This window comes from Psychromonas aquimarina ATCC BAA-1526 (assembly GCF_000428725.1).
Taxonomy (GTDB): domain Bacteria; phylum Pseudomonadota; class Gammaproteobacteria; order Enterobacterales; family Psychromonadaceae; genus Psychromonas; species Psychromonas aquimarina.
The window spans coordinates 43,617-69,834 of sequence record NZ_AUAM01000010.1 but is presented as its reverse complement, the minus strand read 5'-3'; the positions used below and the strand labels follow the sequence as shown (position 1 = coordinate 69,834).

Genomic DNA, 26,218 nt, shown 5'->3' with positions numbered 1-26,218 from the left:
CTTATTAAACTCACCAGCAGGTGGGCAGGGTATCTATAAGCATAGGGATTGTACTGTGAAAACCAAAGAAATACTTCAAGTTCCTTTAAATTCTCAATCATTAATTCAATGGAGAGATTATTTAAAACAACAAGTTAGCGAATTAGATAGTTTATTTTACCAGAATGAAAGATTAATTGAGCTGCCGGATTATGATTTTGATCAGCAGGCTGAACTGATTGTAATGGGCCGCTCATTCACCACAGAGCAGTTAAATAACCTTTTGATGCTGCTGGCTAAAGAAGGGACTGACTGTGTTCGTCTGCATAAACCGGAAGTGATTGAAAATGTCACTGTTATGCGTTTTGCTTTAGATATTTACCCTGACTCTCTTAAAGTAGTTATTGCTGCTTTCGCGAAACATAATCAGCTGGATTTTGCTTTGATGGATCGTTTTCCTGACTGGAGTCAGCCGGGGTTAGTTCTGATGGATATGGACTCAACAACCATTCAGATTGAATGCATTGATGAGATAGCGGAACTGTTCGGTGTCGGGGAGCAGGTTTCTGCTGTTACTGCTCTGGCCATGCAGGGGAAACTGGATTTCAATCAGAGCCTGTGCACCCGTGTCGGCAAATTAGAAAATGCGCCGGTCTCGATACTGAAGCAAGTTGCAGATAATATGCCTTTGATGCCGGGCTTACAAACTTTAATCGCGGGACTGAAAGCCGCCGGCTGGAAGGTTGCTATTGCCTCCGGCGGCTTTAATTATTTTGCCGACCGCTTAAAAGATGACCATGGTTTTGATGCGGCGGTTGCCAACACTTTAGAAATATCTGACAGTCGTTTAACAGGTAAAGTAGTGGGAGAAATTGTTAATGCACAGGTTAAAGCGCGTACCTTAGGCGAGTTAGCAGAGTTTTATGGTATCCCGCTTTCACAGACGGTTGCAATCGGCGACGGTGCAAATGATCTGGTGATGATGGACGCTTCGGCAGTGGGCATTGCAATTCATGCTAAACCTATTGTGCAGGAGAAAGCCCCCGTTTCGCTTAATCATTTAGATCTGCAGGGGGCTTTGTGCATTTTGAGTGCATCAAGTTCACTTAGCTGGTTTTAAGCACTTTTTAAAGTGCTTAAGTTGACTTCCCTTTGGCAGAGCGGGTTATATTAAGCGAGTCTAATATCTCTTCGCTTCTGTCAAAGATTTCGATCATGGCATTAACCGCTGCTAACTCTTCCTCAAGCTTTTTGGTTAAGTGAATTGCGAACCTGGATATGGCGCGAATTTCTGGTTTAATCGTTGCTAAATCGGGTTTGTCTAATGCGCTAAGCCGGTAATGCAGTGCATAAAATATTGATTCCTGTTCACTCTTAATTATAAAGTCTCTTTTTTCCTGCTCAGATTTAAAGTCATTATCGAGTAAACTGTGTATCTGCCACTCTTTATCTTGGTTCTGCACGGCGCGCACATAAATCAGCGCCTCTTTCAGCAGTGGTTCATTTTCTATATTTTTAAAAGGCTGCGCTATCAGGCGCTCGTAAAGCAGGTTATTTGCCAGCGGGTAGTAATTCAATTCAGCCGGATTATCACTGCACATGGAAAAGAGTTTATGCAGAGGATGATCCTGAACGTCTATCGCTGCAAATCTGATTTTCGGGCGTCCGCTTTCTTTACCGATAAAGAAAATGCAGTTAGTTAATGCTTCCTCGGATATTTCAATTAAACGCTTAGCTGCCGGTTGTTTAGGTGCTGTTAATGGTAAACACTCAAAGTGTTTGGCATTATTTTGTATTAATAACGCGAAAAAAGAGCTTGTCACTTTTAGAGTGTTTGTTTCGCAAACTTGTAAATGCCAGCTGTTATTCGGCCCTCCGCAAACCACCTGATAATGCAGCTGATTTAATACGAACTTCTTAGAAATTCTCTGCAGTTCCTTTAAATTGATGCTTACTTTGCTTCCCGGTGCCAGAGAAACGATTTTATCCAGCTGAATTTTTAAACCTGATAATGACAAGTCTAGAATTTTTCCCTGATAATTCTGGCCTTTATCATTTAGTACTATCTGACTTTCGTAAAGGTAACGTTCTTCTTTTCTCTTCTCGGTTGAAAACAGAGTGAATATACGCGCTTCATTTTCTTCATTCTGAATATGAACAAACTGGTTTAAGGTACTTAAATCATACTTATCCGTTGTGCCGCTGACCGGCTGCGGATAGACCTTAGTTAACGGTTCCAATGTGGCTATATGGGTGGCACGCTCAAACTCTGCAGGTACAGGCTCGGTTATATCGTAATGATTGTTCTGATTCTGCTGATACTGGTATTTGCGCAGTGTCAGCTGATAAACCCGCCAGCTGCTTTTATCTTGCCCGTAACTAATAAATAAATTCTTTAAGTTTTTTTCTATTAATTCCTCTTCAGTTGCAGATAAAAAGTACTGTTTACCGCCGCTGCTGTGGGTGAAACAGTATAGTGTGCTGGTTGACTGCTGCATGCGTGCCAGCTGTTTAGTCAGACGCAGTTCATTAAACAGTATCGGCAGCTGATTGTTACCTTCACAAATCCATTCATTAACTATTTTTTCATTGGATTTATTTTTCAAAGCAAAAATAAAAGGACTGGAAGAGCTGCAGTCAAGATAAACCGGTAATGAATTCATCTGTGCCAGGTAACAATGTTTTAAGGCGCTGATTTTGGCAAGCTGATAATAATAGTGAACATCAATCTTATATTTATGCTGATTGATACGGATAAATTCACGGATAAAATTGATGAACAGATCTTTGTCATCGGCATACATTAAGTAAAAATAGTGGATGTTATCGTTATGTTTCTGCTTGATTAACTGATAATTAATTTTATTCTCAAGCAGTGCTTCGCTGTATTCGTTTTTCAGACCGGTAAAAATGACCTCTATGTACTGGTCGTTAAGCATATGAATATCTTCGTGCAGTTTTACCTTTAAACCCGATGATGAGATATTTGAGGTTTGTGCGTTTAAAATTGTGCCGTCTTCAAGAATGAGCTGTACATCAGAAACAAAAAACATACGCGGTGCACTGCGCTTGCTTTTCTGAGAAAGGCGCAAGAATTCACACTGCTCCTCTTTTACCGGTAATTCACTGTCTGAAAAGTGTTTTTCGGTTTGTCTCTGTTTCTGCTGGAGAAGGTAATAGTGCACGTATTCATATACGCCGACAGTATAAAGGCCGTAAAGCTCAATTGTTTCCTGTAAAACTTTAATGGTATCTTTGGTCAGGTAATGCTTGAGACCGTCCTGCTGGTGGAGCTGACAATCTTCAGTTACTTTATGCCTTAAATCAATAATTCGCTGACACGGCTGCGACAAACGGTTGAGTTCCATTTTGATCAGGAATTTAACACTGGTAGTTTCACCAAATAGAATTTTATTGAGTAGATCATTAAAATCGGGTGCATTCCGTAAAGGAATAAGCTCTCTAATTTGTGACTGGTAATCTTTAAAATCCATATATCAGTTTTTTCATCCGCGGTTCTTGTTTTTTATATTAATTTTAATCACTTTATCTGCAATTGCTGAGAATTGTTTAGCCTTTTGTAGGTGATCTGCACCAGTAATACTGATATCTAACTTTTAAGGCATGATCTGTTTAATAATAATTAATACCCTGAGTAAAGCACAATATAGTAAATGATTTCAATGGATAAGAGTAAAATGCATATATAAAGCAAAGATAATAACAATCTGCTTAAGTTAATTAAGTATTATAAAGTAAAAAATATACAGGTAACACTTAGGCGTCTAATCAGCCTCTGAGATATGGATTTATGTATGACCGCGATAAGCAGTGTCTTTAACTGATGAGCCCGCTGCTCATCAGTTAAAATGCAGACAGAAGAAAATTTTAAAGAGAAACTGAGCTAGTCATCAATATTAATCAACTGCGACATCTCTCTGTGCAGTAAGTTTTCATCTGCTAAGTTTAACTGCACTAGGCGTTTCAGATGGGAAATACTTTCTAAACTTAATGTTAAGAATTTAATTCCTAATAAACCTTCTTCATAGTGGCAGGTCACGCCGCCTATTTCTAAGACTATGTCTGAGCCTTCAAGCTGCAGATTTAACTGCACCGGCACATTTTCTCTGTTTTTCCAGTCACCCGGGCTGAGGACTAATGCCCCTTTTAAAGATATATCTAAGATCTCGGTAGACCAGGTTTCTGTTTCACCTGAAGCTTCTGCGCTTATCGAACAGTTTCCGGCAAAGGTGATTCGTGAAAATTTACGTCTTTCTGACATTGTGTATTCCCGTCATGTTGTTAATTACAATTGATTTACATTACATATGAATTGTTTATATATCATAGGTAGTTGTTGGCAAATTAGCGATTTCCCGAGCACATTATTATTGATAATTGTGTCTTCAATGAGGTGTAGATCTAATTGTTTGAGTGCTTTTTCTGCAATCGGGTAATAACTTATGTGCCAGGGCTCTGCCGCAACCCCGCCCTGATAATTCTGATAAGGGCGGTAAAAGCCGAATAAGTGCATATTTTCACTTAACCAGGCGTTTAACTCATGGAAATATCCATTGTTTTCATACTCACTGACGGTTAACTGCAGGCTCTGCTCTGCAGGTAATAAATCAGGATCGTAGATATCGAAATCTGTTCCCCAGTGATGTCGGCTTGCACCTGGTAAAGCAGACCAGTGCAGGATTGCCAGCAGTTTTTCTAATTCTGATAAAGCCGCTAAATTTAAAAACTGTTCATTTTGATCTAAAACCGCTGTCTTAGCTGAATATTTATTATTCCAGATTGCCTGCTGTCGTTCGAAACTGCGAAAACCGCTGGCAATCTGCAGGTTAAAGCCGGCTAATCCTGCCGCCTGCTGCAGCGCACAAAAATCAGCGGCAGCATCTCGATGGATTAAAATGCCGTTACCGGTTTCAGTCAGGTGAGAGGTCACCTGACCGGTTAACTGCTGTGCTAACACGTTAATAACTTTTCCAGTGTTAGTTGATATATCTTCACTAACTCTTCTAAATCATCAACTTTCACACATTCATTGAGTTTATGAATAGTTTTATTGCTCGGGCCTACTTCAACCACCTGTGCACCGGTAGGAGCGATAAAGCGTGCATCTGATGTACCGCCGCTGGTAGAAAGTTCGGTTGTTAAACCGTTTACTTCAAAAATCGCCTGAGCGACCGCATCAGTCAGCGAGCCGGGCTGGGTGATAAAAGGGGAGCCGTTGTAAGTCCACTGAACATCAAAGTTAAGATCATGTTTATGCAGAATCGATTCAACCTGTGTTGTTATCTGTCCGGCAGTTAATTCGGTGGAGTATCTAAAGTTGCATTGAATGACTGCTTCTCCCGGTACGATATTACTCGCGCCGGTGCCGGAGTTAAAATTGGTGATCTGGAAACTAGTCGGTGGAAAATATTGATTGCCGTTATCCCATTGCGTATTCGCCAGCTCTGACAGTGCACAGGTGCAGCTGTGTATAGGGTTATGGACAAGGTGCGGGTAAGCGACATGACCCTGTGTCCCTTTGATTACCAGATCCGCAGTTAACGAGCCTCTGCGGCCGTTTTTAATAGCGTCACCAACACGGCCGGTACTTGACGGCTCACCGACAATACAATAATCAATTTTTTCATTGCGGGCTTCCAGGGTATCGACAACACGGGTAGTACCATTGATAAACGGACCTTCTTCGTCGCTGGTGATTAACAGTGCAATTGAACCGTTATGATCCTGATGTGTTTCTATAAACTGCTCCAGGGCGATCATAAAAGCCGCAATCCCGCTTTTCATGTCGGCAGTGCCTCGCCCATATAACAGGCCTTCAATCACAGTCGGTTCAAAAGGAGGACATATCCACTTGTCTTCAGGGCCGGTTGGAACAACGTCAGTATGACCGGCAAAGCAGAATAACGGTTTTTCCGTACCGCGGCGCGCCCATAAGTTGGTGGTATCTTCAAATATCATTACTTCACATTCAAAGCCCAGCTTTTCAAGTTTTGAAATTAATAACGGCTGACAGCCGGCATCTTCAGGCGTAATTGAACGACGGCTTACTAAGTCTTTGAGTAAAGCCAAAACAGGGCTGTCTGACATGGAACTTCCTTATAATGAAAATAGAGTCTGGTAGGTTTCAATCTTAAAACCAAGTTGATACTGGTTGTTATGAACAAGCAGAGGGCGCTTGATTAAAGTCGGAAGTTCAATAAACAGATCCGTTACTGTGCTTTCGCTTAGTGATTTTTTCTGCGCATCAGTGAGTTGTCGATAGCTGGTACTGCGTTTATTGACTAAATCTGACCAGGAGAGGTTTTCTAAGAATGAGTCGATAAGTGTTTTATCTAAGCCGTCTTTACGAAAGTCATGAAAGGTATATGAGATGTTATTTTGTAAAAGCCATTTCTGCGCTTTTTTTACCGTATCACAGTTAGGGATGCCGTACAGAGTTGTTGTCATGATTTACCCGCTGAAAATGAAATGATTGTAGCAAGTAATAAAAAGAAAAACAGCAGTGCTTAGCAGAAACAAAAAGAGCCGCATAAGCGGCTCTTTTTTAAAGTATAAATAAGCTTACTTATTTAACGATTTTAAGTACCGCATCAGAAGCTACGGCAACAGTACCAGACATCTTCTGCAGTTCTTTAATCTCATCCATGTTTGAAATAACAACAGGTGTTAAGATTGATTTTGCTTTTTCTTTTAGGAACTCAAGATCAAATTCGATGATTGTATCACCCATTTTCACTTTCTGGCCTTCTTGTGCGATACGAGTGAAACCTTCACCTTTAAGTTCTACAGTATCAATACCGAAGTGAACAAAAAGCTCAATACCAGTGTCAGACTCTAAAGAGAATGCATGGTTAGTTTCGAAGATTTTACCAATCTCACCGTCACAAGGTGCAACCATTTTGCTGCCGGTTGGACGAATTGCGATACCGTCACCAACAATTTTTTCAGCGAATACAACATCCGGCACATCTTCAATTGCTACGATTTCACCAGAAAGTGGTGCGATAATGTCAATTGTGTCGTCTGTTTCTGTAGTGCCTGAAATTGCTTTTTTTAATGAATCGAAAAAACCCATAGGTTAACTCCAAATTGTTATTGATAGATATATAATATCAAACGGGCGTCTGCTTTACTGCATTATAACCCGTTTAAATAATTAGTTAATGCCTTTGGTCTTATTAAATTCGTTAACCAGGGCTTCGATTTCAGCTGCCGTTGCCATTGATAATGCTTCATCAGCAAGGGCTTTAACATCAGAGAAATTCGTATTACGGATAATTTTCTTAACAGTAGGGATAGAGATAGCACTCATAGAGAACTCGTCAAGACCCATACCTAGAAGCAGTAATGTAGCACGTTCATCACCGGCTAACTCACCACACATACCAGTCCATTTACCAGCAGCATGAGAAGCATCGATGACTGTTTTGATGATGCTTAATACAGACGGCGTCATCGGGTTGTAAAGGTCAGAGATAAGCTCGTTACCACGGTCTACAGCCAGTGTATATTGGGTTAAATCGTTGGTACCGATACTGAAGAATTCAACTTCTTTAATCAGGTGATGAGCGATAGCAGCTGCTGCTGGTGTTTCGATCATTACACCGATTTCAATTGCTTCATCAAAAGCGTGACCTTCACCGGTAAGTTCTGCTTTTAGTACCGCAAGAATTGATTTAAGTCGACGAATTTCTTCAACAGATATGATCATCGGGAACATGATACGGATTTTACCGAATGCAGAAGCACGTAATAAAGCACGCAGCTGCGGGTTCATGATTTCCGGACGGTCGAAACAGATACGGATTGCACGCCAGCCTAAGAAAGGGTTCATTTCAGTCGGAAGGTCAAGGTAAGGCAGGTCTTTATCACCACCAATATCCATAGTACGGATAATACAGGCTTTACCTTCCATTGCTTGAACAACATCTTTATAAGCAATGAACTGTTCTTCTTCAGTCGGCAGCTGATCACGGTCCATGAATAAGAATTCAGTACGGTATAGACCAACGCCTTCAGCACCGTTGCGTTTAGCTCCGTCAGTATCTTTTACAGTACCGATGTTTGAGCAGACTTCAACGTGGTGACCGTCAAGGGTCATTGCTGGAAGGTCTTTTAATTTAGCAAGCTCTTCTTTCTCAGCTAAGAAAGTGGCTTTAATTTGTTTAGCTTCTGCTAATTCAGCCGCACTTGGGTTAATGATGATTTTATTATTAAGCGCATCAAGAATGATGTTGTCACCATTTTTAACACGTTGAGTTATATCATTAGTACCTACGATTGCAGGGATTTCAAGTGAGCGGGCCATGATAGAAGTATGAGATGTACGACCACCGATATCGGTGATAAAACCAAGTACTTTATCAAGGTTAATTTGTGCTGTTTCTGAAGGTGTTAAATCGTTAGCAATTAATACAACTTCTTCAGAGATGTTGCTTAAGTTAACAATTTCAATGCCTAAAACATTTTTAAGTAAACGGCTTCCGATATCGCGAAAATCAGAAGCACGTTCACGCAAATAAGGATCGTCCAACTCCTGAAGCATATTTGCATTTTCTTCAACAATGTAGTTGATAGCAAAGTCTGCAGAACATTTGTTTTCTTTGATGTAAGCTACGATATCTTCTTCTAGCTCTTCATCTTCAAGGAGCATGATATGTCCTTCGAAGATAGCTTCTTTCTCTTCACCGAATGTTTCTAATGCTTTTTGTTTTACAACCTCAAGTTGAGCGGACGCTTTGTCACGCCCTTCTAGGAAGCGAGCAATTTCTTTGTTGACGTCATCAACTTTACCCGTGTTAAGAGAGATTTCATCTTCCTGTAGTAATAATGCTTTTGCGAACGTTATTCCAGGAGACGCTAGAATGCCAGATATCATATTCGATCCTTTAAGTGCTGATTAAAAACTAAATAATACGTATTTTGAACTATACAAGTGTAGCCATAAGTTCTACTAGCGTATCAACTGCTTTTTGTTCATCAGCGCCTTCACCTTTGATATTTACAGATGTACCTTGAGTTAAACCTAAAGTTTGCAGCTTGAACAGGCTTTTTGCACTTGCAGATTTACCACCGACTTCAACAGAAATGTCAGATGCAAAAGATTTAGCTTCTTTTACAAATTGTGCTGCTGGACGAGTATGTAGGCCGTTAGGCGCAGTGATAGTTACTGTTTTTTGATACATGGAAACACCTTCATTTATGAGAAGTTTATGGGTATTTTTATTGCAGTGATTAAGAAATAAACCATAGCAACGTAATAACGAATAATTTTTGTTTTGCGATTACAAAGTAACGAAAAAATGCCTGTATGAGTTTGACGCAGGTCATGTTTTTTGCGACAAGTCACATTTTGCCATACTTTTTTCTCCCTGTAAAAAAAGATTTTTAACAGGGCTTTTATCGCTACATTTAAATAAATGTGACTGAATAATCCTTAATTAGTGAGACTAGGTCAATGTATTTTTGCTTTAAAAGCTTAAAAAAAGGTAACGAAAGGTAAGAAAGGTAACAAAAGGTAACTAATAAATACTGATGTTATCTTTTTAGTGCAGTTGAATGATTTTTAACTGCTAAAAAAGAAGGTGCACCAGGCACCTTCTTTTCAAATCAGCACTTTAATCAGGCGAAATTTTCACCTTCAAAAACCCCTGCAAACAGTGCGGTTGAAAGGTAACGTTCTCCCGAACTCGGCAGAATAACAACAATGTTTTTATCTTTGTATTCAGGCTCTTCAGCTAAACGTGCGGCTGCAACAACGGCCGCCCCCGATGAAATACCTGCCAGAATACCTTCTTCTTCCATTAAACGGCGTGCCATTTCAATGGCATCATCATTGCTGACTAAAGCCGCACGGTCCACTAATGAGATGTCTAAGTTTTTCGGAATGAAACCGGCACCGATCCCCTGGATCTTATGTGGTCCTGGTTTTATCTCTTCGCCGGCTAATGTCTGTGTGATAACCGGTGAATCTTCCGGCTCTACGGCAACACTTAGAATAGCTTTACCCTGAGTTTGTTTAATGTAGCGGCTGACACCTGTGATTGTACCGCCGGTACCCACACCGGCAACAAATGCATCAATCTGGCCGTCAGTATCATTCCAGATTTCAGGACCGGTTGTTTTCTCATGAATCTCCGGGTTGGCAGGGTTGTCAAACTGCTGCAGAAGCACAAATTTATTCGGCTCTGTATCTGCCAGCTCCTGCGCTTTATTGATGGCACCTTTCATACTTAATGCGCCGTCGGTTAACACTAAGTTTGCACCTAGGGCTTTAAGCAGCTTACGACGCTCAACACTCATGGTATTCGGCATAGTCAGGGTAATTTTGTAACCGCGGGCGGCGGCAACAAATGCCAGAGCAATACCGGTATTCCCGCTTGTCGGTTCAACCAGTTCTTTTTCTTTTGTAAGAGTACCTTTCTTTTCAGCGTCCCAGATCATATTCGCGCCGATACGACATTTAACACTAAAGCTTGGGTTACGGCTTTCCACTTTAGCGAATACATTACCGGTTGTTACGTTATTTAAACGAACAAGAGGAGTGTTACCAATAGTTTGTGAATTATCACTAAAAATTTTAGTCATCGTATTTCCTAACCTTTTGTATGTTATTGAAAGTTGTAGGACTAAGAATAGCTGAAGTAGAAAATAGGGGAAATAAAATTTTGTTATACTATATGGGTTTTAGCGATAACTTTGCAGTGGAAGGGCTGCAGCCTTAAACAGACTGCAGCAGATAACTAGAATTTTGATTCAAAACCGATTAACGCCTTACTGTCTCCATAGCCCGGGATCTCTTCATTGGAGATAATAATTTTTATTTTACTGCTCGGGCTGGTATTAAAACTTAATCCTGCACCAAACCCTACATCTACCTCACTGCCATAGAAGCTGTTGTGCTGCGTATTAGACATATAGTCGGACATAGCATGATCTGATGACAGGTTACTGAGGTAAGCGGTGGAAGGGTTTGAAAAATTACTGAAAAATTCCAGCTGGATATTGTCATTATTAGGTGCAATTAACGGCACGGATATCAGCTCATAATAGGAGTTATCTTCAAAGGTACTGTTGGTAATGGGAGTATTTAACGAAAATACTTGTGAAAATGAGGTAAATATTCCGTTCAAGTAGTTATAAGTGGCTTCTGGTATCTGCGAGACAGAGCTGAAATTAAATTCATCCGGCTCTGCCTGCTGTTTTACCGATTTCTGATATTGAACTTGGAGCAGGTTCGACGGCACATTAACTGCGAAACAACTGCAGGAAGCAAACGCGGCTAAAATTATTATTGACCTCAACATGATTTTACCTCCATGTAAAACTGTTGAAAAACACTGTAATAATATAGCCCCGTTAATGACTTAATTACAGCTTAAATAATAAAGATAATTATAAAGCTGTTTAAGCAGCTCTAATTTTGCCGGATTACTCTGATGCTCTAGAGCAAGCGCATCGAGCTTTTCACTGTAAGACTGACTATGCTCCAGTAAATACGCCTGACACTGTCTCTGCCATTGCTCCTGCTCTTCTATGGTTAAAGACTGCGGTGCATTTCGAGCTCGATAATGCCATAGCAGCGCCGCCAAACGTACATCTTCGAATTCAAAAGTGCTTTTGCTTAATTCTTCAAAACTACTTTTATGCACCTGATTTATAAGTGCTTTGTCATGTCCAGAAAAGAAGCCACCGGCGTATAACATCTCTTCCGGCGTCTTGTCTGCAGCACTCGGCGGTTCATCGGCAAAGACCTTCTGCAGCTTCTCTGCAATCTCAGTATTTTGCTTGATAAAGTCTAAAGATAAGCGGCACTGCTGACGGTCTATACCTAACTCATCAGCTCGAGTTTCTGTTAATGTTTTTGCAGGTGCGACAATAGGGCACTTATTTATGTGGATTAACTTCAGTGCAGGCCGGTTTATTCCTTCTGGTAAATCAGCCGTTGGCGTATACATATAATGGCGGATCTCTTCAACGCTCAGCGAAGCTAAATTCGTTAAGTCTTTATTGAGATCAACCACGATCACGGCATTTTTATTAAAAGGATGCTCACAGACAGGCAGTACATAGGAAGCACAGCCCTGCAGTGCCGGAAACATACCGGAAATATGAACAACGGGCGCCATACTGCCAAGTTTTAACTCATTTAATACATTATGTTTTTTGCGCAGATTAAAACAGTAGTCATAAAGTTTCGGATGAGTGTCTTTGATCAGTTTGGCGATAGCAATCGTCGCATAAACATCAGACATAGCATCATGGGCCTGTGTATGAGCCAGGCCGTTTTCTTTGGTTAATAACTCTAAACGGAATGACGGTACATCATTATCATCTACCGGCCAGTTGATGCCTTCCGGACGTAATGCGTAACAGGTGCGTACCAGATCGATAATATCCCAGCGTGAACAGCCGTTTTTCCATTCGCGCTGATAGGGGTCCTGAAAGTTTCTATATAAGGTAAAGCGTGTCACTTCATCATCGAAGCGGATGTTGTTATAACCCACCACACAGGTATTTTTTTTACTGAACTCCTGGTTAATAAGGTCGATAAACTGGTTTTCCGGCACACCATGCTGCAGAGTCTGCTGCGGTGTTATACCGGTTATTAAACAGGCTTCCGGGCTGGGCAGGTAATCACTCGGTGCACGGCAGAACCATTCATCGGCTTTAGATACGACGTTTAAATCCAGATCTGTACGGATACCGGCAAACTGCGAAGGGCGGTCCGCACCCGGATTAAGTCCGAATGTTTCATAATCGTGCCAGTATAAGGTGGGCTCATTGCTTACTTTTTTTATTGTTGTTTCTTGTGAAGAGTTACCCATTTCATGCCTTGTAGTTACTGTGTTTGTATTGAATTAATATCAAGAGGTTAAGCTAAGTAATGCTTGAGAGCAAGTGATTAAGCTGAGACGTGCGTGGCTTGAGGGTATTGATGCTCAGTATTTTGCTACATTCGCGTAATACTGAGCTTAGAGAAGCTTTGGGTTGATAAGTTTGGTTTCAAGTCGACAGTTTGGATCCTGACGATTTTAGACACACTATTGTCACCCGCTTAAGTAAAAACGACATCATGCCCCATGTAACTGAAAAAATGCTTGGTCATGAACTCGGTGGAATAATGGCAATCTACAATAAGCACGACTGGCTTGATGAGCAGCTGGTTGGATATGAGTTGTACTGGCAGTTGCTGGAAAAAGAACTGCTTTAAATCCCTTCTATATATAGTCATCATTTTCAGAGGTAAGCTTCTTACCTCGCACCTGCCTTTTTTATAACCTAATGATTTTTCAGTGATGATGTAATGGGGTGTAATATTTTTTATTTTCTATTTCGTATAGTATCTCGCAATTAACCATACCTTTTAAAAGGATATGGGTTTGGATGTATTGCTTCTTCCATAGTGACGCACTGGTCGACGCACTACTCTGCTTTAAACATTACTAAGTCTTTGACTTTGTGGTTGTTGTGATGTTGTGGGGCATTAATATATACAACGGAACAATCGCGTCACTCTGACGTATATAAAGCTGTTAGAGCTATCGCAAATTTATACTATTTCATCAAGATAAATATGGAGTTTAAATGTTAACTAGAGCATTAAATCAATGTAATGAAGCATTACCAAATTATCAATGTTGCAAAACTGATGGAACGGCATGTAACTGTCTTTCCTCTTTGAAAGATGATTATTACAACAGAGCAGATACATATAACTGTAACAAAAAAATGAATACATATGTACTTAGGTTTGGCCTTGCATATGCGAGCGAAATTTATCATTATTTATCATTTTCAAAATTTAAAAATAAATTTGATTTATCTAAATCTCTCAATGTTAAGTCTCTCGGGTGTGGTTTTTCCCCTGATTATTATGCTTTAAAGCAATATTTCCAAAATCAGAATATTCAAACTCAAATAAATTATGTCGGTCTGGATAGTGGTGAGTGCTGGAATCTAGCTCGTCCTAATGACGATAATTGTACTTATCCTTTATCGGATTTAACTATCCCATTTGATCTTTCAAATACTGATGTTGTATTTATATCTAAAGTATTCTCTACACTCTATAAAAACGGTAACGGCCCTGTTTTTCTGCTTAATTTAGAAAACGCTGTTAAACAAACACTAAAAGCTGGTGCTTTAATTGTTTTTATAGATATTAATACTAATAAAATGGGAAGAGACCAATTCCATAGCTCAGTAAGTAAATATTTGCCAAATTTTAACCAGTATTACTTCGAAGGTTACCCAGGGTATAACTGGTTGCAAATAAATGAAAATGAAATGGTTTTTCCAATTCCTCCCATGCTTGCTATTGAACCGTTGACTTCAACAGGGCAAACTGTTGTTTTTGAGTATAGGAAGTGATTTGTGATAATAAGCGCTAGCCGAAGAACAGATATTCCCGCGTTTTATCATCGCTGGTTTATGAATCGCATTAGAGATGGTTTTTTATTAACAAGAAATCCATATAACGCTAACCAGATTAAAAGGGTCTCACTTTTACCTTCTGATGTTGATGCTATTGTTTTTTGGACTAGAAACCCTGAAAAATTGATAAAACATCTGCCAGAGTTAGACCGTTTAAATTATAAATATTATTTCCAATACACAATTACAGGGTACTCAAAACCAATTGAAAAACATTTGCCTAGTCCTTATAAAGCAATTAAGACGTTTACGGAACTAAGTGACTTGATTGGAAAAGATAAAGTAATTTGGCGATATGACCCTATTTTATTATCTAACGTCACTTCCCTCAATGAGCATAAAAGGCTTTTTAATAAAATTGCACAAATGCTATCAGGAAAAACAGAAAAAGTTGTGATTAGCTTTGCTGACTTATATCAAAAAACAGAGCGAAATTTGAATGCTGTAACTGATTTAGAATACTATGATATTTTAACTAAAACAGATGAGTTGAAAGATTTAAGTCGTTATATGGAAGAGGTTGCAGCTAAAAATGGTATGGAAATTTCTACTTGTGCAGAGGATCTTAATTTAGAAAGCATAGGTATAAAAAAAGGTAAATGTATTGATGAAAAGCTACTTAAAGAATTATTTAATTTAGATTTTTCTTCTGTAAAAGATCCTGGTCAAAGGGAAGCATGTGGTTGTATTAAGAGTATTGATATAGGGCAATACAATACTTGTTTACATGGTTGTTCATACTGTTATGCGACATTTAGTGAAAATATGGTTAAAAAAAATCAATTGAACCATGATCCTGAAAGTCCTTTCTTGGTTGGAAATGCAGATGGCGTCGACAAGAACCTTCTTTTAAAACCTATTATTCAGCAAACATTATTTTAATATTTAAAAAAGCTGTAACAAGTACAAGCAAACGGACGTTGCAGTCGTGGCGCTATTTTTGTAAAAGAAAATCCGCAAAAATACAGCCAAGCCTGCACGCCATTGTTGTAAGCGATAGGTTTTTTGAGGAAAATGCGATGGAACAAGATCTTACTATTTCGCTTGAAGACTTTGCTAGTGAAACGGATGCAAATTCTTTGGGTAATGCCGTGATGAGTGCTATTCGAGCTTTACATAAGCAGCATCAACTTGATTTAACTGGTTTAAAGATAATCTTGATCTCTTTCGATTTTGCAAGTGCGCTAAAGAAAGTGACTGAGGGATACGGTCATATATCACCTTCTTCATTTACTGACTCAAAACAAGCGATAGCTATAGCGCAGTTAGTAACGAAAGGGGCTCGTGAAGAGTTTACGCTTGTACTCGGTATTGATTTTTTCTTCGAGTGGTTCAATAATGACGGTAGGTGTGAAATTAGAGAAGACAACATATCTGTTGTTTTACACCGAATTCATCATGAGTTGATCCATATTCACGAGAAGAACGTTTTAGCGCAATTAGACGCTTCTCTTTTAATTGATGCTTATGATGATGCTCTATTAATGTCAGCTACAAGATCTTGGTCAGAGTATCTAGCTAATCTGAAATCGGCGTCGTCAGCTCCTGAAGAAACAGTCGACCTATTTCTCGAACAACTAGATACGATAATCAAGGAAGTCCCAAATGAAATCGAGTCTTTGGTTCGTAAGTATCAGTATCGCTTAATTCTTCTTGATGAAATGTACATAGCTGTAAAAGATAGAATTAAGCTTATTTCCAACTCATATGCATACGCCTTCGGATATGTTGATGCTTTCGGAATCGACTTAGAAAGCAGCTTTCCCGAAATAACTAAGAGTCTTAAGGAAAGTCAGTTATCAGATACGCTCCAGCAATTGGGAATTAGTTTTAAAGTTGTTACAGAGTCATATGAGCAAGGGTTTATTGAAAGCTACGACGCATTCGATGAGATAGTAAAAGTGATTGATAGTATGTTTAAAGTTTTCGGTCTAACCTTGGAGCGGACTCAGAGTGATAATGGCATTGGACTATATATACATGTCGAATGAATCACGTCTTTTAGGGCGCTTTAAATGAAACCAGACTCTAAGCTACTGGAATAAATAGGGGCACCAAAAGAGCTGGACACCCATACCTTTTTGATTGATTGCTAAGGGGGGCTGGGTCAAATCTTGCGTTTTGCCTTTTAGATAAAAAGGCAAAAGCTTGATTCTTGAACGTGCTAATCTGCTGACGTTGCTTGGTTCTTCCTGCTTTCAATAAACTTCAAAACATCTTTTAACTGGTATTTTGGTGCGCCGTTGCCGTAAAGGCGAACTGGCGGGGCTATCTCTAAAAAGTTGGTGTTTGGTACTATCTTCTGGCTGAAATAGGTGCGCCCAACGCCCAGCAATTTGCTGATTTCATTTACGTTAATAAGGCGCTCTAGTCCGAATTCATCTGTTGTATCTATTGCTGCAGTCATTTTATTCTCCTTAAGCTATTTCTGGTAACGGCATCCACGCTTTAAGCGCATTGGCACATTCGTATTCAGTTTTAAAAAAAGTGTCGTTACGTTTGCCCTGATACAGGTCTACGTCAACCAGGGAAAATACCCATTGCTGTTTGGGCTCATTCCATGTTGCAGAAACAGGTATCGGACAGTCATCAAAGCAAGCAGTGATAATGCTGTCTTTCGGTGCGTTTTTAGCCGGCTGCCAGCCAGTGATTAGAGTTGATTCAAATTCTTCCATTTCTATGAGTAAAACACTCACAGTTAAAATTTCGGATGCGTTGATTAAACGTTATGCCGGTGATACAGATGTGGGAACGCTGCGTGATGCCCGCCATCCTGAGCTTAGATTTCGTTTTAAATCCGAGGCGCGTGGTTCATGGTTTTTGGTACTTCACCAGAACGGTAAGTCTTCGTGGAAAAACTGGGCAATTATCCGGCCGTTAAAACCGCCAGTGTGCTGAAATTCTTCCCTGATGTGTTGGCGCAATATGCGCTGATGCCTCATGCGAGTGTGGTTTTACCGGAATGGGACTGTGTGGCGGATCTATTAACCTGGTATGAAAACCGAGTGCTTGTGAATCGTTTTTTATCGCTTAAGCGTAAACGTTCGATTAAGTCTGTGTTGAAAGTGCATCTGCAGCCGCGCCTTGGACATGTGCTGATTGAAGAGTTAGATCATGCGCTGCTTGATGAACTGCTCATCTGGCCGTTGCAGGAACAATATGAACTGTCGACGGTGCGTTTGATTTTGTCTGTGTTGAAAAAGGCGTGCAAACAGGCGCGAACCCTGAAACTGATTGCGTTTAATCCGATTGCTGAGATTAAGTTTTCTAATTTTACCGATGCGAAGATTTTACCCAAAGGCTGTGCGCTGCAGTCCAATGCGGTGCCGATGTTGTCCAAACAGCTACAGAATTATCCCTGCGGAAAACACCAAAACCAAAACGGCGCATCACCTGCCGCTTTCTGATACGGCATTGATGATTTTAATGACACATCGCGGGGTGATGAACTCGGGCTTTATTTTTAAAACTCACCCAAAGCCAAGACTTTCTGAAGTAGGGGCCAGTTGATTTCAAATAATACGGGATGGTTATTATCTCAGTGGGCGAGATGGGCCAAGCAGGGCAGTGGTGCTCCAGTCGGCTTTACCAGCCCGATGTTTCAGGACGTTCTTTCAGAAGTGAAGAAGCCCGATTTACTGTTCAGCGAAGAAGAAGCGATGCTGATTGATTCGATAATCGCCAAGCTGAAAATACGCGATCGGGAAATGGCCAAAGCCCTGGTGCTTTTTTATTTCAGCAACGGTAACGCATCTCATGTTGCCCGGGTACTCTCCGCCGGCACCGAGCAGAAGGTAAACCGTAAACGCGTCGATGTATTAGTAAAAGCCGCCACCGCCTGGGTAGATGCATGTTTGTTTATGAGAGAGGTGGCTTAGTGGTGAGCGATCACTACATTTTGATTTAATAGAGCGTAGTGTTCTGAGTCTCCCATCTTTGTCCCTTATCGAGAGCGTGTAATAGAGTGTAATAGCCGTAAACTTATTATGGTCTATTGTTGTTGATAGTTATTGATTAAATGTAGATAGGTGACAAGTGTTTTCGTGCATAGTGCCGTCTATAAAGCTGTTATGCCTCACGAGGGTGAGAGGAAGCACAATGGAACGCTGTAGAGATATATTTAACAGAATAAAAGATCAAGGATTGGAGGCCATAGAGTCCTTTGTCGAAGACAGGGCGTCGGAAGAGCTTTTTTTAGATTTCAAGAGATCTGCAGATAACGGCGCAGGGCGTAAGCTTCATAATAATGATCGAAATAATTTTTCAAAGTGTGTTTCTGGTTTTGGTAACTCGGAAGGTGGGGTTGTTGTTTGGGGAGTAGATTGCTCAAATAATAATACCGGTGCAGATGTAGCGCACACGCTTGTCCCTCTGGAAGATCCTAAGAAATTTTTAAGCCTATTGGAGGGAGTCGTGTCTGGTTGCACTATTCCTCCACATTCAGGGGTAGAGCAATACGCGATTGAAACTGAAGCTGGTGCTGGGTATGTCGTTACATTAATACCTAAGAGTAATTCTACGCCTCATCAAATGGTACAGAAGAAGCAGTATTATATTAGGGCGGGCTCTGATTTTGTTCCTGCTCCCCATGATGTTTTAGCTGGAATGTTTGGGCGAAGACCACAACCACACGTGTTTCATCATTTTATTTTGCCGAAACCGACTATGAACTTAGGTGAGTTAAAAGTTTCATTTGGAACCATGTTGCATAATGAAGGGCCTGGCATTGCACAAGATTTGTTTGCGATTTGCCTATTGGAGCAATTGCCAGGTGATAACTGTCAGGTAGAGTTTGAAACACCTGATAGAGAAAACTGGACAGGCATGTGGGAATTTGACCGCCAATTAAGCGCTATCACCAAACCAGAAGTTAGATTACCTCCCGGGGCAAATTTGCAGCCTTTTATTGTCCATATTTCTTTAGCACCTCCTTTTGATAGAGAGTTGGTTATATCTGGCTCTGTTGGAGCATCGAATACTAGGCAATATCAATTCAAGATCGATACATCGTTTGAAATGATCCAGAAAAAATATGAGCTATTTGCTGAAAAGGCCCTTAATAATTCGTTTTCTGAAAATGAAGAGCATGAAATTGCTACTGCAATCCTCAAAGATGGTAGGGCATAACAAGCCATCTTTGAGAGGGCCCAAAAATGCTCTTTCGTTCTGGTTTTTCGATCCCTGCTGGCTGCGTTATGTAATGAACAAGCAGAAAAACAATCTATTTCAAATAAGGAATCTGTAAATGGAACCAATGGACAAAGATCAAGTAGAGTTAGAAGTAAGAAGAGTTTTAGCTTCTGAAGAAACTAAGTATCGAGACTTTCTCCAGTCACATTTCAAACAATTAACTTGGGCAGTTGGAATTATTTTTACAGCTGCTGGTATTGTTTTCAGTTTCTTGTTCGGAAATTCTATGGATAAGCTTGAAAAAAGAATGGATAGTCTAGTTGATGCCAAAATGCTGGAATACAGCATTGACAAAAAGGTAAGAAATGAACTTATAAGTAAAATTCAAGATTCTGTTCAACAACAAGCTACTTCACCTGAAATTGTTAAAACAATAAAAGAACTTGTAACAAAAGTTAGCGAGGAAATTGGTTCAGATTTCGCTGATGATGCACTAAGAAAGACATTGAAAGTAGAAATAGAGAAATTAGATCTGCTTAATCAAGAAACCATCTTATCAAGAGTTTCGATACCAAAGGGGAGTGTGCTCGCATTTGAAAGACAAACATGCCCAGAAGGGTGGAGCGAATATGTTCAGGCATATGGTCGGTTTATACGTGGTATTGATAAATCTGGAAGCTCTATTGATCCTGCTGGAGCAAGATTAGTAGGTAGTTTACAAAGTGATGCTATTAAAGTGCACCATCATCATGGAGGTTATCCGGCTCATATAATATCAAGATATGGAATAGAAGATGGACTTCCTTCACCCAGTGGTACTCGATATGATTTTAGTGACAGCCAAGGACCTGCTGGTTGGACTAAAGCTGCCAAGACTAACTCTGTTGGTGAAATCGAAAATAGACCTAAAAATGTAGCACTACTATATTGCAAAAAAGAATGATTTGCATAACAAACGGGTCAACACGGACTCGCTGAAGCTCGCCGATTACCCTACATGAGTATGAATTGGGACGTGTCTTGCCTTTTGTTTTTTAGGCAAAGCAACAATAGTTGCTCTTCAAAGCTGATTAACTTCAAAACCGTGACATTATCGAGATAGCTTTTTTTGCGAATGTAGAACAAACCCAATCACACCAAGGCTTAGAGAGTTTTTAAATATTTATCATAGAGGAAGATATTTAACGATAAAAATGGACGGGCATTATAAATGCTAATTCGTATAGAGCGTAGGTTGTTTTATCTGGCTTTTTATAATAAGTCGGTATTTTTACATACTGCCAGTGTTTTTTGTTGTTCTTTCTTGTGATTTGTATTTGACTTTTTATTCTGGCGTGTTGGTGTGTGCCTTAAATCAAGTAATATGACCTCATATTTCAATTAATAATCGAATGCCGTTTTTCCACTGGAAATACGGCATTTTGTCGTATAAAGCGGTTATATTTTTAAGGAGGGCAAATTGAGATCTTTTCTCAGCATTATCTTATTCATAACACTAACAGGATGTTCGTCTATAGAACGTGTATCAGAAATTAATAACGTCAAATTAGTTGTTGGTGAAGCTGTAAAAATGGACGTGGTTGACCAAATTGGTTTACCTAATAAAGTAGAACGAAGAGACGGGAATGAATATTGGTTGTATTCAGGTAGACCATTAAGAAGTGATCTGTTTATTCCTCTTCCAGTAGGAGCAAATCAAATGTCTGCAAATATATACCAAGTTTTTTATACTGACATAGGTCCGTCTACTAACATTGATTTTAAACCTATCCTCGTCTGTGTCTTTAATAATGAAAACATATTAATCAATACTATTAAACCTATGGAAAGTAAATAATGAAAGTAGCAAATACCTTAATAATCCTGTTTGTATTATTCATAACAGGCTGTGTGAGTACAAGTCAGATTGAGGAAACCGACTTAGCAAACATGCAAACAAGTAAAGTCGCCACTAATTTTTTTATTGCTAATGAAAGAATCCACTATACAGAAACTTTGTATAGAGTTTTATGGCTAGAGACAAAAACATCTTCTATGGATCTAAGTGGTATTTGGGATTCAAAAACAGATATATTGAATTTGGTCGATGAGTCAGTATCATCACTAGGTATTAATTCACTGAAAATTTCGAATACAGGCACGGATGATGAGTTGTTAAGAGATTATGTAGCAGGGCTAAACAAAGATTATGACTCTAACTCTATTGAAATTCCGGAAACACCTGAAACAAAGCTACAGCCATCTAGCAGTTATTTTTCAAAGTACCCAACATATAATGAATTTGAAAATTTACGAATAAGTCTTTTAAACAATGGAGTAGATTTTCTTTTTGAATATTTATCTCCGGAGATATACGGAAATGCAATAGGCTACGGCATTGTTCAAATCATAATGCCTTCTCAATTGAGGATAATTGACCTTAAAAACAAAAAGGTAATATGGAATTACTCTGGTATTGCTGTTGAGCAATATCAGTTAGGCGGAGATTTGAAGGAACTAGAAAAAAATAATTTAGCTATATTGAAAAAAGGCATAAGAGCTGGGGTGACAAATGTATTGTCAAAAGACCTCCATGGCCCAACATTTGGGGTAAAGGAAATATAACGAATAAGGATAGATCGTGCGCTCTGCGCGGATCACGATCTATCCTATTGTTGAACAAGCCCTGAGTGCGTTAATGAGGGGCTTTATAAACAAATATATTGATTTTCTTTTACGGTGAAACAGCTCATTTATTTAGGACCTATTTCCTGCGGACGAGTTTATCCCTTAACCTATTGTCAGTTAAAATTTTCACTGATTTTCTGTTTCATATTAGTATTGATTCCTCACCTTCAACGGTATGTTAATGTTTTGTTTAGCGCCTTTGTTCAAACCGTGATATTTCCGAGACAGCTTTTTAAGCTGATGTTTGATGCACCCAATAACTGCAAGCGCTACAGCGATTTAAGATATTTATCATAGGGGAACATCTTTGGCGGTAAAAGGGATGAATATTATATAGGGGGCGAGTTAGTTTTCTCCCACTTGTTAAGTTGTACATAATATTGCACATGTTATGCTTATTAGTTAGACTTGTCTTATTAATTGTACAACTAGATAGGTGGCTTATATGCGTATTGTATCATTCACGGAAGCACGAAATGGGCTTAAATCAGTTTTAGATCATGTTGTTGATGATGTTGACTGTACTGTAATTACTCGTCGAGATGCCGAAGACGCAGTTGTAATGTCTATGGAACATTACAATAGCTTGATGGAAACTGTTCATTTATTAAAATCGCCAGCTAATGCTGTGCACTTATCAAAGTCAATCGAACAATTTCAATTAGGTAAAATTACTGAGAGAGAAATTCCAAATGACTAGGCTGCTTGCGTGGACTGATGAAGCATGGAAAGATTATGTTTATTGGCAAGGGCAGGATAAAAAAACGTTAAAGAGAATTAACAAACTAATAAGCGATACGAAACGCTCTCCATTTGAAGGAATCGGCAAACCAGAAGCATTAAAAGAGAACTTATCTGGTTTTTGGTCTCGTCGTATCGATGAAACAAATAGGTTAGTTTATGCTGTTACTGATGCTCATTTGACAATAATATCTTGTCGATATCATTATTAAAATACGCTGGCTTTGCTCCTCTATCGCTAAGTATAGCCAGCAATTTTTCACCGTTAAGCTGACGGTAAGATCCCCCATCCAAAGTTAACTGTGTAAGTTATTGCTCCTGGTGCACTTCAAATTACCTTTTTCTCCCTTGTCTTAATCCCCAATAATCACATTAAAAATACAGGGTATTAGTGGAATTCTATATGTCTCTAATATTTGCTTTAAAACCGTGACATTGCCGAGACAGCTTTTTTAGCCGATCTTTGATGCGCACAATAACGGCAAAAGCAACAGGAGAAGAGCACTAAGTTACCTGCGGCATTGCGTCGGTTAAGAAGTTACGCCAGCCGTATGAGTCTGCGGAGAGCGCAAATCAGGTCTGTAGAGATGAACTGATTAAAGTTAAGCGCCAAGGTTCAAGTGTGAGAATGGATTTGCCCGGTGATCCGTTTCTGGTTGCCGAGGGTTTTTTAACCTTAGCTAATAATTTTCCGAAATAAATGACGGGTAGCTGGTCAATAGATAAGGTTACAGCTAAAAGTGACTACAAAGGCGGTTACCGTTGTGCGGTAGTCGCGACACAACCTGTAAAGTGAGGGACGCAGAATACACGCTCGATAACTCCCTGATATAACAATCACTAGTGCCTGCTTGGTAATCCATACTATTAGGCACATATACTCATTGTATGCGGTTTCTAAATATTCATCAGGAACTGCTACAATGTTGAAATATCATCATTCTTTGTTGTTGTATTATCAGGATTAATTGTATGTTTCAGATGCTTACAATTGAAATAGGGTATGTTATGGCCGGGATTGTTGTTACGCTCCTGGCGGGATCTGTTGCCATTGTATCGCTTCGGCCGAAATTTTCCGTCGAAACAGGAGTGAAGCATCTGGCGAGTATGAGATCGTGGTGGATACTCGTTTTTCTTTTCTTTCTCGCAATATCGTTCTCAAAGTTTATTTATATAGCTTTGTTCTGTGCTCTTGCGCTGTTGGCATTCAGTGAGTTTTGTCATTTTTCCCGAGCTCGTCTTAATAATTATCCTATTATATGCTGTTTCATACTTATCTGTGCCCACTACTTTGTAATTAGTCAGTATAGCTATTATTACTTTTGGGGAATCGCTGCCGCAACTCCATGTGTTATTGTTTTGGTCGTTAAATACACTCTTGGGTATTCTAAGGTCCTGCGGTTCTCTTTTAAGTTAACTGTTGGCGTACTAATCTGCGGGTTTATGCTTGGTCATGCCGCTGTTGTTATTAATCTCCTGCCAGCAGATAATTACTCTTCAGCCGGGGCTGCTCTTTACCTTGTACTCCTTACAGAGCTTAATGACGCATTTCAGTATGTTTGGGGTAAGGCTCTGGGAAAACATAAGGTGGTTCGAGTGTTGAGCCCGAATAAAACATTAGAAGGTTATGTCGGTGGAGTTATCTCTACTGTTGCTGTCGGGGTGGCTATTTATCCTATGCTGGTACCTCTTTCTCTTTACCAGTCCTTTGTCGCTTCGCTTATCATAGCTGTTGGTGGTTGTGGTGGTGATCTTTTCATGTCGTCTTTGAAACGTTATTTTAATGTTAAAGATACCAGCTCTATTCTTCCCGGACATGGCGGGATACTTGACAGGCTTGATAGTTTGTGTGTATCAAGCCCGCTTTTCTTCTATTATTATCTGAGCTTATAAAGAGTTTCTTATCTTTTCTTTTCACCGGTTATTGCAGAATAACCTGAGCTGTCGTTTAATTCGCTCCATGATTTCATTTGCTAAAGGTTTTGAGCATCACAAGAAAAATACAAACGGGAATGTAAGACGCTAGCCGAACTATTTAGGTTATATAGGCAAAAGCTAAAATGAGATCCTGTCGTTATTTAAACCCCCAAAGGCAACCAGGTGTGCCTTATCCTAAAGTGATTGAGTTAATTAAATCATTGAGCTTGCTCTACAGCCGTGAACGAGAGTTCTTGATCCCCGGCCAGTCACCTAAAAACCATTAACCACTCATGCGCAGAATCGTTTTGTGCAGGCCTATTGCTATCTCTAAAAAGCGGCTCTCTGGTACTGTTTTTTGACTGAAATAGGGGCGTCCATGGCCAGTCATTTACTGCCTCCATAATTTTCGCTGTCGCAACTGGATCATTATGAGGTAAAACATTATGTTCAAGTCGATGTTTTATTTATGTTTTTTTGGTAAGTTTCTCACATTGCTTCTATACTCTATTCTATTCCTATATTCTGTGATCCACTGCTTCTTTTTAATAACCATTAAGTCGAGGAGTTGTACCATGAATAATTTGAAATTAGTTAGTCTAGCTGGTGTACTTTTCTTAGGGAGTAATTCGAATACTCAAGCTTCTGTTTTTGATGCTGATGTTTTTCAAATTGGTGATTGGAGTCGTGCTGATCCTACTCTATTTTTAGGCATCAAGTCTTACCATTTCCAAAAGACTAGTCATAAATACCTTAATGAGAATAATCCCTCAATAGGTATTGAACTTTGGGATATTAGTGTTGTGTATGTTAGTAAGAACAGTTGGGATGATACTTCCTTCTTTGTAACATATGTTCCTGATTATGATGTGAATAACTATTTATCATTAAGAGCGTTTGTAGGTTTTGCAACTGGTTATTATGATACTACTTCAATTAGAGTCCAGTCTGGTGAAAATACATATACTACTCTCACTCCTTCAGTTAGTTCTTCTAGTGGAGTAATACCTATAGCTGGAGTAGGGTTAACTGTATACCCTCTAGGCAGTAATTTTGGTATTAATACTGATTTAACTCCTGAAGTTTTGATGTTTTCAGCTTCTTATAAATTTTAACAATCCGAACTCAACACATTGGCGCATATATTAGCCACTGGGTCGTCAGTTTTGTTGAACGTAATGGATTGCTGGTAAGCGAAAATAAGATCTGAACAGCCAGAAGCTGTTAGGATCAAGTCTTATGTTTTGCCTTTTAGAGTAAAAGAGAAGGTTTTGATCCCTGATAGTCCTAACCTGCTGGTGCGGCTGGCTCTTTCCTGCTTTCAATA

The 26,218-nt window shown here is 39.5% G+C and carries 28 protein-coding genes; 15 read left to right on the top strand and 13 right to left on the bottom strand.

The window, feature by feature from the left end:
• Window positions 1-55: 55 nt before the first annotated feature.
• Complete coding sequence (gene serB / locus G337_RS0103235; protein WP_028862603.1) at window positions 56-1,099, top strand: phosphoserine phosphatase SerB; 1,044 nt, start codon at window positions 56-58, stop codon at window positions 1,097-1,099.
• Between the two features lie 16 nt (window positions 1,100-1,115).
• On the opposite strand, the gene G337_RS0103230 is transcribed toward serB, so the two are convergent.
• The 11 genes from G337_RS0103230 to sbcB all read right to left on the bottom strand — a co-directional run bounded on the left by G337_RS0103230 (window position 1,116) and on the right by sbcB (window position 12,827).
• Window positions 1,116-3,473 (bottom strand): PilZ domain-containing protein, encoded by a 2,358-nt coding sequence (locus G337_RS0103230; RefSeq protein ID WP_028862602.1) that lies wholly within the window; start codon window positions 3,471-3,473, stop codon window positions 1,116-1,118.
• Window positions 3,474-3,883: 410 nt separating this feature from the next.
• Window positions 3,884-4,261 carry a PilZ domain-containing protein gene (locus G337_RS0103225; RefSeq protein ID WP_028862601.1) on the bottom strand — a complete coding sequence of 126 codons (378 nt, stop codon included), beginning with the start codon at window positions 4,259-4,261 and terminating at the stop codon, window positions 3,884-3,886.
• Window positions 4,262-4,285: 24 nt separating this feature from the next.
• A complete protein-coding gene (locus G337_RS0103220) occupies window positions 4,286-4,957 on the bottom strand; it encodes a M15 family metallopeptidase (RefSeq protein ID WP_028862600.1) in 672 nt (223 codons plus the stop codon).
• On the bottom strand, window positions 4,951-6,087 hold the full coding sequence (gene dapE / locus G337_RS0103215) for a succinyl-diaminopimelate desuccinylase (protein ID WP_028862599.1): 1,137 nt from the start codon (window positions 6,085-6,087) through the stop codon (window positions 4,951-4,953). The genes G337_RS0103220 and dapE overlap by 7 nt, the downstream gene beginning before the upstream one ends.
• Before the next feature lie 9 nt (window positions 6,088-6,096).
• On the bottom strand, window positions 6,097-6,447 hold the full coding sequence (locus G337_RS0103210) for an ArsC family reductase (protein ID WP_028862598.1): 351 nt from the start codon (window positions 6,445-6,447) through the stop codon (window positions 6,097-6,099).
• A 118-nt stretch (window positions 6,448-6,565) separates the two neighbouring features.
• Window positions 6,566-7,075 (bottom strand): PTS glucose transporter subunit IIA, encoded by a 510-nt coding sequence (gene crr / locus G337_RS0103205; protein WP_028862597.1) that lies wholly within the window; start codon window positions 7,073-7,075, stop codon window positions 6,566-6,568.
• Between the two features lie 81 nt (window positions 7,076-7,156).
• On the bottom strand, window positions 7,157-8,878 hold the full coding sequence (gene ptsI, locus G337_RS0103200) for a phosphoenolpyruvate-protein phosphotransferase PtsI (protein WP_028862596.1): 1,722 nt from the start codon (window positions 8,876-8,878) through the stop codon (window positions 7,157-7,159).
• A 49-nt stretch (window positions 8,879-8,927) separates the two neighbouring features.
• On the bottom strand, window positions 8,928-9,185 hold the full coding sequence (locus G337_RS0103195; protein ID WP_028862595.1) for an HPr family phosphocarrier protein: 258 nt from the start codon (window positions 9,183-9,185) through the stop codon (window positions 8,928-8,930).
• Between the two features lie 436 nt (window positions 9,186-9,621).
• Window positions 9,622-10,587 (bottom strand): cysteine synthase A, encoded by a 966-nt coding sequence (gene cysK / locus G337_RS0103190; RefSeq protein ID WP_028862594.1) that lies wholly within the window; start codon window positions 10,585-10,587, stop codon window positions 9,622-9,624.
• 155 nt (window positions 10,588-10,742) lie between these two features.
• Window positions 10,743-11,306 carry a hypothetical protein gene (locus tag G337_RS0103185; protein ID WP_028862593.1) on the bottom strand — a complete coding sequence of 188 codons (564 nt, stop codon included), beginning with the start codon at window positions 11,304-11,306 and terminating at the stop codon, window positions 10,743-10,745.
• 60 nt (window positions 11,307-11,366) lie between these two features.
• Entirely contained in the window at window positions 11,367-12,827 is a 1,461-nt protein-coding gene (sbcB, locus tag G337_RS0103180; RefSeq protein ID WP_051302919.1) for an exodeoxyribonuclease I, read from the bottom strand.
• A gap of 191 nt (window positions 12,828-13,018) precedes the next feature.
• On the opposite strand from sbcB, the gene G337_RS28100 reads away from it, so the two are divergent.
• The 4 genes from G337_RS28100 (at window position 13,019) to G337_RS0103160 (ending at window position 16,427) form a co-directional block, all read left to right on the top strand.
• Window positions 13,019-13,213, top strand: coding sequence for a hypothetical protein (locus G337_RS28100; RefSeq protein WP_342665386.1), 195 nt, complete (start codon window positions 13,019-13,021; stop codon window positions 13,211-13,213).
• A 374-nt stretch (window positions 13,214-13,587) separates the two neighbouring features.
• Entirely contained in the window at window positions 13,588-14,373 is a 786-nt protein-coding gene (locus tag G337_RS0103170; RefSeq protein WP_028862591.1) for a hypothetical protein, read from the top strand.
• Between the two features lie 3 nt (window positions 14,374-14,376).
• Complete coding sequence (locus G337_RS0103165; protein ID WP_028862590.1) at window positions 14,377-15,318, top strand: DUF1848 domain-containing protein; 942 nt, start codon at window positions 14,377-14,379, stop codon at window positions 15,316-15,318.
• A 137-nt stretch (window positions 15,319-15,455) separates the two neighbouring features.
• On the top strand, window positions 15,456-16,427 hold the full coding sequence (locus G337_RS0103160; RefSeq protein ID WP_037027009.1) for a hypothetical protein: 972 nt from the start codon (window positions 15,456-15,458) through the stop codon (window positions 16,425-16,427).
• A gap of 173 nt (window positions 16,428-16,600) precedes the next feature.
• Here the strand turns inward: G337_RS0103160 and G337_RS0103155 are convergent, their stop codons facing one another.
• Together G337_RS0103155 and G337_RS0103150 are read right to left on the bottom strand one after the other, a co-directional pair.
• Window positions 16,601-16,843, bottom strand: coding sequence for a helix-turn-helix transcriptional regulator (locus tag G337_RS0103155; protein WP_028862588.1), 243 nt, complete (start codon window positions 16,841-16,843; stop codon window positions 16,601-16,603).
• A gap of 10 nt (window positions 16,844-16,853) precedes the next feature.
• On the bottom strand, window positions 16,854-17,132 hold the full coding sequence (locus G337_RS0103150; RefSeq protein WP_157619195.1) for a hypothetical protein: 279 nt from the start codon (window positions 17,130-17,132) through the stop codon (window positions 16,854-16,856).
• 153 nt (window positions 17,133-17,285) lie between these two features.
• Between G337_RS0103150 and G337_RS0103145 the strand changes: the two genes are divergently transcribed.
• The 10 genes from G337_RS0103145 (at window position 17,286) to G337_RS0103100 (ending at window position 26,006) form a co-directional block, all read left to right on the top strand.
• Window positions 17,286-17,843, top strand: a complete 558-nt coding sequence (locus G337_RS0103145; RefSeq protein WP_028862586.1) for a hypothetical protein — start codon at window positions 17,286-17,288, stop codon at window positions 17,841-17,843.
• Between the two features lie 99 nt (window positions 17,844-17,942).
• Window positions 17,943-18,314: an antiterminator Q family protein gene (locus tag G337_RS0103140; RefSeq protein ID WP_028862585.1), complete on the top strand. Its 372-nt coding sequence runs from the start codon at window positions 17,943-17,945 to the stop codon at window positions 18,312-18,314.
• A gap of 220 nt (window positions 18,315-18,534) precedes the next feature.
• Entirely contained in the window at window positions 18,535-19,563 is a 1,029-nt protein-coding gene (locus tag G337_RS27545; RefSeq protein WP_051302918.1) for an AlbA family DNA-binding domain-containing protein, read from the top strand.
• A 118-nt stretch (window positions 19,564-19,681) separates the two neighbouring features.
• Entirely contained in the window at window positions 19,682-20,509 is an 828-nt protein-coding gene (locus tag G337_RS0103130) for a hypothetical protein (protein WP_028862584.1), read from the top strand.
• A 516-nt stretch (window positions 20,510-21,025) separates the two neighbouring features.
• Window positions 21,026-21,403, top strand: a complete 378-nt coding sequence (locus G337_RS0103125; RefSeq protein WP_028862583.1) for a hypothetical protein — start codon at window positions 21,026-21,028, stop codon at window positions 21,401-21,403.
• Window positions 21,403-22,170, top strand: a complete 768-nt coding sequence (locus tag G337_RS0103120; protein ID WP_028862582.1) for a hypothetical protein — start codon at window positions 21,403-21,405, stop codon at window positions 22,168-22,170. The genes G337_RS0103125 and G337_RS0103120 overlap by 1 nt, the downstream gene beginning before the upstream one ends.
• A gap of 508 nt (window positions 22,171-22,678) precedes the next feature.
• Window positions 22,679-22,933 carry a type II toxin-antitoxin system Phd/YefM family antitoxin gene (locus G337_RS0103115; RefSeq protein WP_019613502.1) on the top strand — a complete coding sequence of 85 codons (255 nt, stop codon included), beginning with the start codon at window positions 22,679-22,681 and terminating at the stop codon, window positions 22,931-22,933.
• Complete coding sequence (locus tag G337_RS0103110) at window positions 22,926-23,186, top strand: Txe/YoeB family addiction module toxin (protein WP_019613501.1); 261 nt, start codon at window positions 22,926-22,928, stop codon at window positions 23,184-23,186. The genes G337_RS0103115 and G337_RS0103110 overlap by 8 nt, the downstream gene beginning before the upstream one ends.
• Before the next feature lie 760 nt (window positions 23,187-23,946).
• On the top strand, window positions 23,947-24,867 hold the full coding sequence (locus tag G337_RS27540; RefSeq protein ID WP_051302917.1) for a phosphatidate cytidylyltransferase: 921 nt from the start codon (window positions 23,947-23,949) through the stop codon (window positions 24,865-24,867).
• Between the two features lie 599 nt (window positions 24,868-25,466).
• Window positions 25,467-26,006 carry a hypothetical protein gene (locus G337_RS0103100; RefSeq protein WP_028862581.1) on the top strand — a complete coding sequence of 180 codons (540 nt, stop codon included), beginning with the start codon at window positions 25,467-25,469 and terminating at the stop codon, window positions 26,004-26,006.
• Window positions 26,007-26,218 lie beyond the last annotated feature (212 nt).